The organism is Methylorubrum podarium (assembly GCF_022179745.1).
GTDB classification, from domain to species: Bacteria; Pseudomonadota; Alphaproteobacteria; order Rhizobiales; family Beijerinckiaceae; genus Methylobacterium; species Methylobacterium podarium.
On record NZ_BPRD01000149.1, the window covers coordinates 1 to 14,056 of the forward strand.

Consider the following 14,056-nt stretch of genomic DNA (forward strand, 5'->3'; position numbering starts at 1 on the left):
GAGCGCCTCGGCGATCTCTCTGGCCGCGGCGTAGACGTAGGAGAGGTCGGCGAAGCCGTCGCCGCGGCGGGACGGCGTGCCGACGGCGATGAACACGGCCTGGGCCTGTGCGACGGCGGGCTTGAGGTCGGTGGAGAAGCCGAGCCGCTTCTGGCGGACGTTTTCGGCGACGAGGGTATCGAGGCCGGGCTCGTAGATCGGCATGCGGCCCTCGTTGAGGGCGGCGATCTTTTCGGGATCCTTGTCGATGCAGACGACCTCGTGGCCGAAATCGGCAAGGCAGGCACCCGACACCAGGCCGACATAGCCCGAGCCAATCATCGCAATCTTCATCGAGACCTCCGAGCCTTCCGCGGCATCTTCATCAGACCAGACCGAACAATTTCGGCCACGACCTTACAGTATCCTTTAACAAAATCCGAAATTTTAAATATGACCTGCGTTCACATTCGGTAGAAAGCCCGGTACCAGCGCACGAACTTTTCCACGCCTTCCTCGATCGGCGTGTGCGGCCGGAAATCGACGGCCTGTGCAAGGTCATCGACATCGGCATAGGTCATTGGAACGTCGCCGGGCTGCATCGGCAGCATCTCCTTGACCGCCTTCTTGCCGAGACAATCTTCCAGCACTTCGATGAGGCGCATCAGTTGCACCGGCTGATTGTTGCCGATGTTGTACAGCCGGTACGGGGCGCGGCTCGTCCCGGGATCCGGCTGCCGGGGATCCCAGAGCGGGTTCGGCTGCGGCAGATGCGCACCGATCCGCTTCACGCCCTCGACGATGTCGTCGATATAGGTGAAATCGCGCTGCATCTCGCCGTTGTTGAAGACCTTGATCGGCTCGCCGGCGAGGATGGCGCGCGTGAACAAGAACAAAGCCATGTCCGGCCGATACCATGGGCCGTAGACGGTGAAGAAGCGCAGGCCGGTGGTGCGCAGCCCGTAGACATGACTGTAGGTGTGAGCGAACAGCTCGTTCGATTTCTTCGTCGCCGCGTAGAGGCTGACGGGATGGTCGACGTTGTCGTGCACCGTGAAAGGGATCTTCGCGAGCGCACCGTAGACCGAACTGGACGATGCGTAGAGCAGGTGCTCGCAACCGGCGTGCCGGCAGCCCTCCAGGATGTTCAGGAAGCCGTCGACATTGCTGCGCGTGTAGGCGTGGGGGTTCTGCAGCGAGTACCGCACGCCGGCCTGCGCAGCGAGATGAACGACGAGCGGGAATCTTCGGGTCTCAAACAGCCGCGACGTCGCTTCGCGATCGGCGAGATCCGCCTTCACGAAGGTGAAGTTGCCGTAGTCGGCGAGCCTGTCGAGACGGGCCTGCTTCAGCGCCGGATCGTAGTAGTCGTTGAGATTGTCCAATCCCACGACCTCGAGACCCTCATCGAGATAGCGCCTCGCGACGTGATACCCGATGAAGCCCGCGGCTCCCGTGACCAAGATTGGCTTCATTGTCGATCCCATCCGCCGTTCTCAGGGCTCGCCACCGGATTCAGCTCCGCTCGCCGCTTCGATCTGCCCATTTCACCCGGGCAAACGCGGCCTGCATGAGCGGATCGACGTGGAAGCGCTCGGGATCGAAGCGTTCACGGCCGAGCCGATCGTACTTCCAGTTGAAGTTGATCTCGCGGAAGTGCCGGAACTGGAACCGGCGCCCGACGACGCGGGCCGGCAACCACTTCGCGATGGTGTGGATGTGCCACTGGGCGCCCGCCGGGCAGCGCGACGGCACCAGTGCCCATTTCGGCCGGCACCGCGTCGGCGAGTAGGGGATGATGCCGTGCCGGAAGCCGCGCTTCGGCGTCACGACATGCGTGAAGTCGCGGAAGCGTATGGGCGCGGTGCCGTCCGGGGTCGGCGTGATGTCGTCGAGGCCGACGACCCAGTCGCCGAAGAACGAGACGACGCCCGTCAGGCTGCGCTCGACCGCCGCGAAGATCGAGGCGCCGCTCCGCGAGACCACGAGTTCGTCGATGTCGCAGTTCAGCACGCTGCGGGCCTTTCCGAGGAAACGCCACCGCGCGACCTCGAAGGCGCCGAGCTGGGAGAAGTTGGAATCCCAGTACTGATAGCTTCCGATCCCGGGCGGCCCGTGCCGGAACGGCCACTCGACGACCACGGCCACCTTGATCCCCTCGATCGCCGCGATCGTCTCCAGGAGCTGCTGCGCGGTGTAGGCGGTCGATGCGTTGTCGAAGATCAGGACCGCGGTGGCGCCGTGCACGTCCCTGTAGAAGCGGACCCAATCCGCGATCCATTCGAGGCGGTTGTTCTTCGAGAGCGTGAACACGACGCGCTGATCGCGAAACAGGTCGAACTGCTCGTCGTTGGGCTTGATCGGGAAGCGGCCCAGGCTGCAATCGAGCGTCAGATGCCGGCTGTTCGCCGGGCCTTCGAGAAGGATCTGCGTCTGACGGTCGAGCGAGCGCACCGAGAAGGGGATGTCGTCCTCGGCGCCGGCCTGACGGAAGTGTCCGCTCTGGATCTCGGGGAGAAGGTTGAGGAGCGCGGGCGCGACGATGCGGACCTGCCCCGTCTCCGGCGAACGGATCGCGTCGTAGACGAGCGTGTGACGGTCGAACCGTGCCTCGAAGGTCTCGTCGCGGTAGGCGGCCGGACGCGACGGCTCGCGCAGGAGCGGGGCGCCTTCGTCCAGGCTGACGGATGCGACCTGAACGATCTTGGACATCGGCAAGCGGTTCGCGTCCCTGTGTTCGACCATCGCGGCGTTGCGGCGTCCTCTTCCGGAAGCGGGCCGCGGCTCGATCACGGCGTCCGGGTGCGTGCGGGCAAGGGGGCGGGGCTGCGGGATCATCGGAGCGCTACAATCCGGCCATGGCGCCGGCGACGCGGGCCATGACCCAGGGGGCCCGGCCCGGACGACGGCCGATGGCCGCCAGCGTCAGCGTGCATGCCTCATCCATTGCGCGGCTCCTGACGGCCTGTTGTGCGCAGTAGGTCAGCAGGCTGACCTGGCCGCGGCGGCGAAGATCCTGGAGCGCTGCTCCGGGAATACGGCCGGTGATGAGAGGATCGGCGAAGATCGTCTCGAAGGCCGGCTCGAAATCCGAGAAACGACGCTGCTTGTGCATCATGACGCTCGTCTGATGGACGCGGTAATCCATGACGCGCCGACGCACATGCGCGAACGGCCCCAGGGCCGCGAGGCGGCACCAGAAGTGCCAGTCCTCGCAGAGCGCCAGCGCCGGATCGAACCCGTTCGCGCGCTGGCAGGCGTCGCGGGCGCAGATCACGACGCCGCCGTTGATCAGGAAGTTGCCGGCGAGCAGCGCGGTCAGGACGTCGCCGCTCGGCTTGGCGCGATGGCGATGCAGGAAGCGGCGGCGGCCGAAGGCGTGCCCGTCGCGGTCGATGCGCTCGTAGTCGCCGTAGACGGCGACGAGTCCGGGCCGGGCCTCGGCGAGGAGGGCGGACAGCGCGTCCGGGACCAGGCGATCGTCCGCGTCGAGGAAGAGCAGCCAGGGCGAGCGGCTCGCGGCGATGCCGGCATTGCGCGCCGCCGAGACGCCGCGGCCGGGATTGCGCATCAGCGTCAGGCGCGGATCCTCGATGCGCGCGAGTTCGTCCAGGGTGCCGTCGGTCGATCCGTCATCGACGACGATCACCGCGTCGAGCACGGCCGCGCCGTCCGGCCCGACCTGGGCGAGGGCGCTCGCGACGGCCTCGGTGACGAAGGGCAGGCCGTTCCGCACGGCGATGATCACGCTGACGGCGGAGGTCGGACCGGAACGGTCCGGACCGGGATGGGACGGCGCGCGCGGCATGCTAGCGGCCATGGATCGTCTTGTATTCGAGGTGGCGATGGCCGAGCAGCGCCGCGATCTTGCCGCCGACGCGGGCGGCGAGCCGCTGGCCCTCGAACAGGCGGGCCTGGTTCCAGAACAGCGCGAGGTTCAGGAGCGCGACGGCCAGTGCCCCGACGATCTTGACGCTCTCGCGCAGGACGGTGAAGCCGGGCGGGCGGCGCTTGATGTTGACCAGCATGTCGGAATTGCCGGTGCTGAAGGCGCGCTGGATCGCCCAGGTCTGGCTGCACCGGCTCGCCGGCATCTCCTCGTTGACGCAGGCCTCGTCGGCCCAGGCGAAGCGCTTGCCGTCGAGCTTCAGCCCGATCATCAGATCCTTGTCCTCGCCTCCGGTCAGGGCGAAGGACGGGTCGAACCAGGGCGGCGCCATCCCGCGGAAGAGCTCGGCATCGAGCAGGACGTTGCTCGTCGCGTCGACGAGGTCCGTGGGGCCGCTCCGGCGCGTGCCCGGAGCGTAGTTGTTGGCGTCCGCCAGGTAATCCGCCACGGGGACTTCGAAGGCGCGCCGCACCGGCCCGCCGACGACGTGGGCCCCGCACCGGGCCTGGACCGCGAGGAGGGCCTCGATCCAGTTCGGCTCGGGCCACTCGTCGTCGTCGATCATGGCGATGAAGCGGGTCTCCGGCCTTGCGATCGCGCGGGCGACCAGGGCGTTGCGCACCTGGGCGATGCCGCGCTCCGTCACGGCGATCGCCTCGATCGGGTGCGGGTAGCCGGTCCGCTGCAGCCCGGCGACGACGGCGAGCCCGTCCGCGGCGCCGTCCTCCCGGGTGTCGTTGTCGGCGACGATGATCGCGATCGGGTGGCGGATGCCCGCCAGACGCTCGAGGAGCCGGGTCAGGCCCGCGCGGCGGCGATAGGTCGGCACCGCGACGACCACCGCGGGGACGGCCGCGGGGGCGACCGCGGGGACAGCCGATTGCGGGGCCGGTCCGGCGAGGCCGCCGGGGGCGGGGCTCGGTGCCCGATCGAGCGAGGACGCGTCCATGGCCGGGTCCGCCCTCCGGTTACGCGACGCGCTGCAGGGCGTGGGCCCGCCGGTACTGGCCGTAGCCCTGGCCCCGGTGCCGGCCCATGGAGCGGACATCGACCATGTTGAGCACGATGCCGATCAAGCGCTCGCGCAGACGGCCGGCCCCCTGCACGGCCTCCGTGACCGCCTCGGAGGGCGTCGCCCCCCACTGCGCCACGAAGATGCAGCCGTCGAACAGCCCGGCGGCGGCCTTCGCGTCGATGACGGAGAGGACGGGCGGCAGGTCGATCACGATCACGTCGTAGCGCGACTTCAGGCTCTCCATCAGCCCGGCCATGGTCATGGAGGAGAGCAGGTCGCTGATGTCGGACCGGTCGCGCCCGTTGGGCGCCGGCATGATGCGCAGCCCCGTCGCGGCGTCGGTCTGGGTGACCTCGTCGGGATCGGCCTCGCCGAGCAGGACTTCGAGGAGCCCGCGGGTCGCTCCCGGCACCAGGGCGCGCGACAGGGACGGGTTGCGCAGGTCGCCGTCGATGAGGAGGACGCGGCCGCGGGCCCGCGCCATCAGCCGGGCGAGGTTGGCGGCGATGGTCGATTTTCCCTCGCCCGGAACCGCCGAGGTGAAGCCGATCGTCTTCAGGTTCTGCTCGGTGCGCCGTGCCTCCACGATCATGCGCAGCTCGCGGATCGATTCGGCGAAGCCCGACAGGGGCCGGTTGACGACCTCCGCCAGCATCTCCTGCGGGTTGGGACGGCCGGCGACCTTGGGGATGCTGGCGAGGTGCAGGACGTCCGCCGCCTCCTCGGCCTGTGCGCCGGTGCGCAGGCTGCTGTCCGTGATGTCGCGCATCCAGCCGATGCCGAAGCCGAGGCAGGAGCCCGCGATCAGGGCGCCCAGCAGCGTCAGCAGGGATTTCGGCTGGCTCTTCTTCAGGGGCGGCGACGCGCTGGTCACGACCCGCGTCTCGGTCAGGGGGAAGGATTGCTGCTGGACCGACTCGGCGTAGCGCTGGAGGAAGCTGTCGTAGACCGCCCGCAGGCTCTGGGCGTTGCTCTCCAGCTCCCGCGCGTGGACCTGCGCGCTGTTGGTCTCGTTGCTGCGCTCGACGGTGCGGGCGAGGTCGTTGGTCAGCCCTTCCGCGCGGGCCTGTGCGATCTGGTAGTCGCTGCGGTAGCCCTCGCCGATCCGCTTCAGCTCGTCGAAGATCGAGGCGCGCACGTTCTGCATGTCGGCGCGCAGGCGGCGCGGCGCCTCGTGGTCGCGGCCCAGGCGCGAGGTGAGATCCGCCTCGCGCTTGGTCATGTCGAGATAGGTGTCGCGCAGCTTGACGATGACCTCGTTGTGGAGCGCGTCCGCGACCGAGAGGTCGAGCTTGCTCCCAGAGGTCACCTGCCCGATCCGGTCGAGCTTGGCCTTCGCCTCGTTGGTCGCCGCCCGCGCCAGCGAGAGCTGCGAGGTGATCTCGGCGATCTGCTGCTCGTCCAGCAGGCGGCCGCCGGTGTTGACGATGTTGTGCTTGCTCTTGAAGGCGACGACGGCCTGCTCCGCCTCGGTCGCCTGCTTGCCGAGTTCCTTGATGCGGTCCTGCATCCAGGCGGCGGCGCGGCGGCGCGCGCTGTACTTCGCTTCGAGGTCGTCGGAGACGTAGGCTTCCGCCACGGCGTTGGCGATCTTGGCCGCCTGCTCCGGATCGGGCGAGAGGAAGCTGATCTCGAACACGTAGGTGACGCCGACGCGCTTGACGTAGAGGCGGTCCTGGAACGCCTCGATCGTCCGGCGCTCGCGCTCGTAATCCGTCGGCACCGAGGCGGGCAGGACCAGCTGGAGCGCGCTCTTGATGAGACCGATCGGGCCGCTCGGCTCGTTGAAGGCCGGATCGTTCACGAGGTCGAACGTCTTGATCACCGCCTTGGCGACGTTCTCGGACTTCAGGATCTCGCCCTGGCTCTCGACGACGGCGCTGTCGACCGGCGTCACCAGCCCGCCGCTCCCCTGCTGCTGGTACTCGGTCGATTTGCGCGGATCGATGACCATCTCCGCGGTGGCGAGATACTGCTTCGGCGTCAGCAGGAGGTAGACGACGGCGAGGGCGAGGAAGACCGCGGTGGTGCCCGCGATCAGCACGCGGTGGCGCATCACCGCCGCCTTGGCCTGCAGCAGGATCTCCGTCGGCGACGACATCGGATCGATCGCCCACGAATTCGAGAAGTCCCGGTGATCGATTTTCACGCTACGCCCCCTGCACGCTGTCCGTCCGACACGATGCTCGCCGATCAGACCGGCGTCTTCAGATCCTTGCCTTGCCGCGCTTTCCTCGCCGAACCGGCCGCCACGTCGTCGGAAAGCGCGCTAGTCGGAGCGGTAGGAACCGCCCGTCCGGCTGACGGCCTCCACCGGGGGCCGCCGTCCGCCCTTCCGCCGCCGCTCGCGGAGCAGGCGCCCGCCGAGCACCCAGGCGAGGCCGAACGGCTCCACGAGGTAGCGCGCCGCCAGGCGACGGGGGTCCTTGAACAGGCGGTAGGCCCACTCGAACCCGAGCCAGCCGAGCCAGCGCGGCGGCGTGACCTGATCGCCGGCGAAGTAGGCGAAGGCGGCGCCGCCCAGGCCGACGACGGGCACATCGATCTCGGCGAGGTAGCGTTCGACGAAGATCTCCTGCCGCGGCATGCTCATCCCGACGACGAGAAGATCCGGCCGGCTCGTCCGGATGTCGTCGAGCACCGCGCGGCAGGCTTCGGGGTCGTCGAGATCGAAGAAGCCGTTCCGACCCTCGATCGCGAGGTCCGGCCAGCGCCGCCTCGCCTCCTCCAGGCCGGTGTCGAGGACGGCCTGGGTGTGGCCGAGGACGAAGACCCGGCGGCCCTCGCGGCCGGCGCGCTCCAGGGCATCCTCGAACCAGTCCGCCCAGGTGGTGCGCTGCTGCGGCACCACGGGCTTGCCGAACAGGCGCAGCAGCCAGATCACCGGCATGCCGTCGACGATGACCTTGACCTCGGGCCGCGACAGCAGGGCCCGGTACTCGGGCACGCGTTCGTACATGTAGAGGCCGTGCAGGTTCGCACCCGCCAGCACGACCTGTTGGCCGGACGTGCGATCGGCGAACAGGAAGTCGAGCAACTCGGCCTTGCGCAGCGGATGGAAGCGATAGCCCAGCATCCGGAGTTCGGGCGGCTTGCTGGCCGCCCGGTCGAGCGTTGTCTGAGACATGATGCTCTCCCGATCAGCCGGCGTTTCGGTAGGCGACGGAGGAGAACAGGGTCAGGATCAGGATGCGCAGATCCAGGCCGATCGACCAGTTGTCGATGTACCAGAGGTCGTGCTCGACCCTCTTGCGCATCTTGTCGTCCGTGTCGGTCTCGCCGCGGAAGCCGTTGACCTGCGCCCATCCCGTGATGCCGGGCATGATGTTGTGGCGGCGGTGGAACAGCCGGATGCGGGCGGCGAACGTGTCGTTCAGGGCGATCGGGTGGGGCCGCGGCCCGACGAGCGACATGTCGCCGATCAGCACGTTCAGGAGCTGGGGCAGCTCGTCGAGGTTGGTCCGCCGGATGAAGCGCCCGACCCGGGTGATCCGGGCATCGTTGCGCGTGGCCTGACGGAACGCGGCGCCGTCCTCCATCACCCGCATGGAGCGGAACTTGAACACGCGGATGTGCCGGTTGCCGTAGCCGTGCCGGTTCTGCCGGAAGAAGACCGGCCCGCGGGAGTCGAGCTTGATCGCCGCCGCGACCGACAGCATCAGCGGGAGCAGGGCGAGCAGCATCGCCGAGGCGATGGCGACATCGACCACGCGCTTCATGACCTTGCCGAGGGCGTTCAACGGCGCGTTCGCGACGGCGATCGATGCCTGGCCGCCGATCTGGGCCGAGCCCGGCGCCGGACCGCCGAGGACGGTGAACGGAAGCAGGTGCACCGTCGCCGGCGTCTCCGACAGGGCCGCCGTGACCCGCTCGGTGAGGTCGCTCTGCCGGGCGGTCGGCACCACCACGACGGTGTCGATGCTGTTCTCGCGGCAGGCCCCGAGAACGTCGTCGATCAGATGCTTCTCGGACTCCCGGTCATCGACGAAGTTCCACGCCAGGATCCTGACGATCTTCTTGCCGTCGGCGCGCAGCTTGTCGCAGAACTTGTGCTCGGTGATCATCGACACGACCCGAGCGCTGTCGCCGACGATCAGCATCCGGCCGGTGATGACCCGCCCCTCGGCGATCCAGCGGCGCAGACGCAGGCAGAAGACGGTGCGGGAGAGCATCGTCAGGGCGGTCACCGCCAGGAACTGGCAGATGAGGGCGCCGCGGGAGACGTCGTCCGACAGCTTGGCGACGAAGATCACCGTGATCAGGACGGCGAAGGCCCGCAGGCAGGCCGTCAGGCCGGACCACGTCACGGCCGCCGTCGAGCGGGTCGCGATCTGCTGGTAGTGACCGCGGGCGACGCTCCAGACGACGATGGTCGCCGACGCGATCCAGGCCGCGGCCAGCAGCTCGCCCCCGTTCTGCGCCCAGCCGAGCATGATGTAGGCGTAGGCGAAGTTGACGGAGGCGCCGATAGCCAGGCTAGCCACCGCCTCGTACGCGCCATACGCCAGAAGGATCTTCTCGATCGGCTGGATGTTTTTCGCGGATACTGTCGAATCAGGCTTTTCTAACGCGAGTCTTGGCAAGTTGAGGGTGATTTTAGACATGCCAAAAGTTACTCCCCTCGACGCTGGCGAACGGAATGCCCGACTCGAATGGTCGTTTCCTACCCATGAATTGTTTTTGAGGTTTTTAGTTGTCTTTTTTGATCGCAGCGAAATCGACCGATAGGAATATTAATGCATGAAGGATCTTAGACAGTAATATTCTGGTTTTAATCCACGATTTCACGTGTTGGATTTTTTTATCGGGTCATGCTGGCGTTTAACTTTTTTCTAACCATTCGGGGTTGATTGTAAACCCCACCCTCGGCCAAATTTTATGCAATCTCAGCCCGATTTTCATTCGAAAGTACGCTTTGCCGGCACATCGAATGCTTTATGTCTCGCAGGAGTTGCCCTGCGTGATGCCCTGATCAACCAGTGATTACCGAATGCATCAAACGTTAAACGCTCACGGCTATGCCGGTCGCTTGGGTGAAGCAATTTTTTAACGAAACGACCGCAACCGAATCGCTGATCCCGACATCGCGCGCGCGCAGATTTGAAATCGCGGCGCCCCGATCAACTTTTGATTGATCGATATACAGCAAAGCATCTCGGCGGCCGGCGATGCACTCGAATCGACGCCGTCATGTCCGACTTCGCGGCGCACCCGCGCACCGAACGACTGCCGCCGCTCCGCCATCGACTGTGACGGCCCGCTCCGTCACGGCAGGGGAGCGGGCGAAGACCCGCATGGTCGCGTTCTGATCGCACGACACCCGTGCCGGCGACGCGCGAGCGGGACCGCTGCGCGCCCTTCCGCCGCCTTGCGCTGGATCAAGGCACCCGTTCCGGGCGGCACCGAGGATGGTGCCGTCGAGCGGAGGGGGGAGGCCCCGGGAGGCGAGAATGGCGTACGCGAACATCCTGGTCTCGGTCGATCTCGACGGGACCGCCCCCGACCGCATCCGGCTCGCGGCCGGCCTCGCCCGGCGCTTCGAGGCGACCCTCACCGGGGCAGCTGCCTGCAAGGTGCCGGCACCGGACTACGTGCGCGACATCGGCGAGATCGACGACGAGGAGCCGCGCTACGAGGAGACGGCGCGCGCGCGGCTCGAACAGGCGCGGGCCGTGTTCGACCGCGCCGCCGACGCCCCGCTGCGCCGCGACTGGCACGCGGCTCTGGCCAGCCCGACCACCGATCTCGTCGCGCGGGCGCGGGCGGCCGACCTCCTCGTGGTGGGACGCCGCGGTCCCGACGACGCCCCGCCCGGCACCCTCGGCGTTTCGCCCGGCCCCGTGCTGATGGAGGCCGCCCGCCCGGTCCTCGTGGTGCCCCCGCGCACCGGGCGCCTCCGCGGTACCCGGATCGTCGTGGCCTGGAAGGACGGCCCGGAAGCGCGCCGGGCGGTCTCGGCCGCGCTCCCCTTCATCCGGGAGGCGGATCAGGTCTTCGTCGTCAGCACCGGCGAGGGCGCCCGCAACGAGGGTGCGGAGGAGGTCGCCGGCCACCTCGCCCGTCACGGCGCGTCGGTGACGACGCACCTGCTGCGCACCGCCGTGAGCGACGGCGACGAGCTCCTGCGCTTCGCCCTGAAACAGGAGGCCGACCTGATCGTGATGGGCGCCTACGGTCGCACGCGCCTGCGCGAGTGGCTGTTCGGCGGCGTCACCCGCGAGATGCTGCACCGCAGCCCCCTCCCCTGCCTGATGTGCCACTGATGCGCGTTGCGAGCCTCCTCCGGATCACCGCCCTGCTGCTGCCCCTCCTGCCGGTCGCGGCCGCGGCCCTCGATGCCCGCGCCCGGCGCGGCGAGACCATCGCGCGGACGAACTGCGCCGGCTGCCACGCGATCGGGCGCGTCGGCGCGAGCCCCCTGGCGGAGGCGCCGCCCTTCCGCGACCTGCACCGCCGCTATCCCGTCACGGACCTGGCCGAGGCGCTGGCCGAGGGCATCACCACGGGCCACCCGGCGATGCCGGAATTCCGGCTCGATCCCGACGAGGCCCAGGCCCTGATCGCCTATCTCCGGAGCCTCGAACGGTGAGGCGCCTCAGTTCGCCGCGAGCTGTTCGAGCCGGGGAATGTCCAGCAGGCGCACCCCGCCGGGCACGATCAGGATCGCCTTCTCCCGGTCGAGCCGGGTCAGCATCCGGCTCACCGTCTCGATGGTGAGGCCGAGATGGTCGGCGATGTCCTGCCGGCCCATCGGCAGTTCGACGGTGACGGACTCGTGCCCGATGCGGCCGTAGCGCGCGCGCAGGCCGAGGAGGAAGCTCGCCACCTTCTCCTCGGCGGTGCGGCGGCCGAGCAGCATCATGTGATCCTGTGCCAGCGTCAGTTCATGGCCGGCCCGCTCGTAGAGGCGCTGGAGAAGGTGCGGCGTCCGCGCGACGAGGGCGGCGAAGCCGCGCCGCTCGAACCGGCAGAGCGCCGTCGGCACCAGCGCCTCGGCGGTGACGGTGAAGCGCTCGGGGAGAGCCAGTCCGAGGAAGTCGCCGACCAGGGCGAAGCCCATCACCTGCCGGCGCCCGTCCGGCAGGAGCCGCGACAGGCGCAAGGCCCCCTCGGTGACGTTGTAGACGGCGCCGGCGCGGTCGTCCTGCTGGAACAGGGCCCGGCGCGGGTCGAGATGGACGGGCTGGCTCAGCGCCTCCAGATCGGCGAGTTCCTCGCGCGTCAGGGCGGCGCAGACGCTGACGAGGCGGACCTTGCACGCGGCGCAGCCGCCCTCCGAACGGTCGTGCGCGCAGGCGTGCCCGTCCGACATCGGCTCGACACCGGCGCTCTCGACAGAGCTCTGCATCGGAAACCTCCCGTCCGCGGCCCGCTCCCTTCGACTCAATAGCCTGTGCCTGCGCCGCTTGGAAAGTCGAAACCGGATCGCGCCGATGGTGAAGCACGATCAGGCCAAGGCGTTGCGGTGGTTGAGGCCTAGTCCTCCGTTCGGACAGCCTCTTCTTCATCCGGGTTTCCGATTCTATTGTTTCCACCGAACTTGATCGCGATCGATGACCTGAAAGGTTTCCTCCGTATTCGGCGACGGAAACTCTGAAGCAGCGGCACGGTCGATCTCGGGGCCGATCAAGGACGCCTCCGATCCGCCCCCCCCGATTCGAAGGCCGGTCCCGCCCGGAGCGGCCGGCGGCGGGCGTCGCCGACGCCGGTTCCCGGCGGGTCACCGCGAACCGACAGCCTCCGGACAGTACAGAGCCGCTCGGCAGAGCGTTAAGGGGATATTTCAGCTTTCGCGATAGGCTTCACGAAAGACCGGAGCATACGATGGCTGATATCTGGGCAAGCTATTCCGAGGTTGGGCAGCTCTGTGCCTGCTCGGCCGACGAGGCGCGCGGCCTCATTCGGATGCGGGGTTGGCCGCGGCGTCGCTGCAGCGACGGCGTCACCCGCACCAAACTGCCGGCCGATCTGGCGCAGGCCTTCATCCAATCGGCCGCGCTGCGCCTCGATCTCGACCGTCTCGCGGATCTAAACGTGGCACGGCTCAGGGCCGTCACGGCGCAGCCGGATCTCGGCCTCCCGGTTCAGCAGCGGCTGGCGTAACGGCCAGGGCATCGGGCGCGCATCCTTGGCGAAGCGACACCCGATTCGTCGACGGGCGCGTCGAAGGAGCCGGAGACGCCGGCCCGACGCCACCCGATCGGCCGGCCCGCGAGGGCGGACAATGCGGCGCAGGACGTGTCCCAAAACCGGCTGGACAGGACGCGCCATATGCTTGATAAATTCTCGGATTAACCTGCGGCCTCGTCGTAGAGAGAGGCTAAAATCAGAAAGTTTTGCTGCATTGCAGCGAAAAACTCGATCGATTGCGCGATTTCTTGCCGTGAATATCGCATCGATGCGAACGCTGGGAGGCACGAAACCTCGCGTGGGTGGAGAGGGTCGATGAGCGGGTTCGTGCTTCTGGTGATCTCCGTCGCGATGGGCTTCGCGCTCGCGTTCTATCCGAGCTGGCGCCTGATCGCGATCATCAACTCCGTGTTCTTCGTCGTCGCCGTCTCGGCAAAAGTCGCGGCGGGTGAGAGCGTTCTATTTGCCGCCTTCTATGCGCTGCTCTACTTGATCGTCGTCAGCGCCTGCTTCGTGGCGTCGAGCCTGCTTCTCGATGCCGTCAACGACCGGAAGGCCGATCAGGACGCCGCCCTGGCGGATCGGCACCGATTCGCATGGGACGGCAAGAGCTGGGGCAGCAAGAACAGCCGCCTGCCCGGTGAAGCGAACAACCCGGATTCCTGATCCGACGCGCGCCGGGCGGACGGCACGGACTTTCGATCGCCCTCGACGAGGCCGGTCGCCGCGCCCGGATCGACGCCCTCAATCCAACCCGAGCGAGACCCGGCCCGCGGGAAGCCGGAGATCCGGGCGGTGGCTCGTCAGCACGACCAAACGGTCGTGCCAGCGCGCGAGCAGGCGCCGGAGAATGCGCGCGGCCTGATCGTCGCCGAGATGCTCCGCGGGCTCGTCGAGCAGGATGACGGGGGCCGGGCTCAGCCACGCGCGGGCGAGGTTGAGGCGCTGCGCCTCCCCGAGGGAGAGGCTGCCCTCGGCGATCCAGGCATCGAGGCCGCCGGCGGCGCGGATGCGGGCCTCGAGTTCGACCGCCTCCAGCGCCG

General features: G+C 68.1%; 14 protein-coding genes. 4 read left to right on the forward strand and 10 right to left on the reverse strand.

Annotation, left to right across the window (positions count from 1 at the left end):
* The 8 genes from MFF42_RS07855 to MFF42_RS07890 form a co-directional block, all read right to left on the reverse strand.
* The coding region (locus MFF42_RS07855) for a 2-dehydropantoate 2-reductase N-terminal domain-containing protein (protein ID WP_373875155.1) at nucleotides 1-333 on the reverse strand (333 nt) is incomplete at its 3' end.
* Between the two features lie 110 nt (nucleotides 334-443).
* Nucleotides 444-1,454: an NAD-dependent epimerase gene (locus MFF42_RS07860; RefSeq protein ID WP_238255252.1), complete on the reverse strand. Its 1,011-nt coding sequence runs from the start codon at nucleotides 1,452-1,454 to the stop codon at nucleotides 444-446.
* A gap of 40 nt (nucleotides 1,455-1,494) precedes the next feature.
* Complete coding sequence (locus MFF42_RS07865; protein WP_238255240.1) at nucleotides 1,495-2,691, reverse strand: hypothetical protein; 1,197 nt, start codon at nucleotides 2,689-2,691, stop codon at nucleotides 1,495-1,497.
* Between the two features lie 133 nt (nucleotides 2,692-2,824).
* On the reverse strand, nucleotides 2,825-3,799 hold the full coding sequence (locus MFF42_RS07870; protein WP_238255241.1) for a glycosyltransferase: 975 nt from the start codon (nucleotides 3,797-3,799) through the stop codon (nucleotides 2,825-2,827).
* Nucleotides 3,789-4,817 (reverse strand): glycosyltransferase family 2 protein, encoded by a 1,029-nt coding sequence (locus MFF42_RS07875; RefSeq protein WP_238255242.1) that lies wholly within the window; start codon nucleotides 4,815-4,817, stop codon nucleotides 3,789-3,791. Before MFF42_RS07875 ends, MFF42_RS07870 begins: the two co-directional genes overlap by 11 nt.
* A 19-nt stretch (nucleotides 4,818-4,836) precedes the next feature.
* Nucleotides 4,837-6,984, reverse strand: a complete 2,148-nt coding sequence (locus MFF42_RS07880) for a polysaccharide biosynthesis tyrosine autokinase (protein ID WP_238255243.1) — start codon at nucleotides 6,982-6,984, stop codon at nucleotides 4,837-4,839.
* Nucleotides 6,985-7,152: 168 nt separating this feature from the next.
* The gene (locus MFF42_RS07885) at nucleotides 7,153-8,010 is read right to left on the reverse strand and encodes a WecB/TagA/CpsF family glycosyltransferase (RefSeq protein ID WP_238255244.1); all 858 of its coding nucleotides are present in this window, start codon (nucleotides 8,008-8,010) and stop codon (nucleotides 7,153-7,155) included.
* A gap of 13 nt (nucleotides 8,011-8,023) precedes the next feature.
* Nucleotides 8,024-9,367, reverse strand: a complete 1,344-nt coding sequence (locus MFF42_RS07890; RefSeq protein WP_238255245.1) for an exopolysaccharide biosynthesis polyprenyl glycosylphosphotransferase — start codon at nucleotides 9,365-9,367, stop codon at nucleotides 8,024-8,026.
* A 966-nt stretch (nucleotides 9,368-10,333) separates the two neighbouring features.
* Between MFF42_RS07890 and MFF42_RS07895 the strand changes: the two genes are divergently transcribed.
* Together MFF42_RS07895 and MFF42_RS07900 are read left to right on the forward strand one after the other, a co-directional pair.
* Nucleotides 10,334-11,146 (forward strand): universal stress protein, encoded by an 813-nt coding sequence (locus MFF42_RS07895; RefSeq protein WP_238255246.1) that lies wholly within the window; start codon nucleotides 10,334-10,336, stop codon nucleotides 11,144-11,146.
* Complete coding sequence (locus MFF42_RS07900) at nucleotides 11,146-11,472, forward strand: c-type cytochrome (RefSeq protein WP_238255247.1); 327 nt, start codon at nucleotides 11,146-11,148, stop codon at nucleotides 11,470-11,472. The genes MFF42_RS07895 and MFF42_RS07900 overlap by 1 nt, the downstream gene beginning before the upstream one ends.
* A 6-nt stretch (nucleotides 11,473-11,478) precedes the next feature.
* Here the strand turns inward: MFF42_RS07900 and MFF42_RS07905 are convergent, their stop codons facing one another.
* Nucleotides 11,479-12,231 (reverse strand): Crp/Fnr family transcriptional regulator, encoded by a 753-nt coding sequence (locus MFF42_RS07905; RefSeq protein ID WP_238255248.1) that lies wholly within the window; start codon nucleotides 12,229-12,231, stop codon nucleotides 11,479-11,481.
* Nucleotides 12,232-12,707: 476 nt separating this feature from the next.
* On the opposite strand from MFF42_RS07905, the gene MFF42_RS07910 reads away from it, so the two are divergent.
* Both MFF42_RS07910 and MFF42_RS07915 read left to right on the forward strand, forming a co-directional pair.
* A complete protein-coding gene (locus MFF42_RS07910) occupies nucleotides 12,708-12,986 on the forward strand; it encodes a hypothetical protein (protein ID WP_238255249.1) in 279 nt (92 codons plus the stop codon).
* Between the two features lie 342 nt (nucleotides 12,987-13,328).
* Nucleotides 13,329-13,679: a hypothetical protein gene (locus MFF42_RS07915; protein ID WP_238255250.1), complete on the forward strand. Its 351-nt coding sequence runs from the start codon at nucleotides 13,329-13,331 to the stop codon at nucleotides 13,677-13,679.
* A 78-nt stretch (nucleotides 13,680-13,757) separates the two neighbouring features.
* Here MFF42_RS07915 and MFF42_RS07920 read toward each other — a convergent pair.
* The coding region (locus MFF42_RS07920) for an ATP-binding cassette domain-containing protein (protein WP_238255251.1) at nucleotides 13,758-14,056 on the reverse strand (299 nt) is incomplete at its 5' end.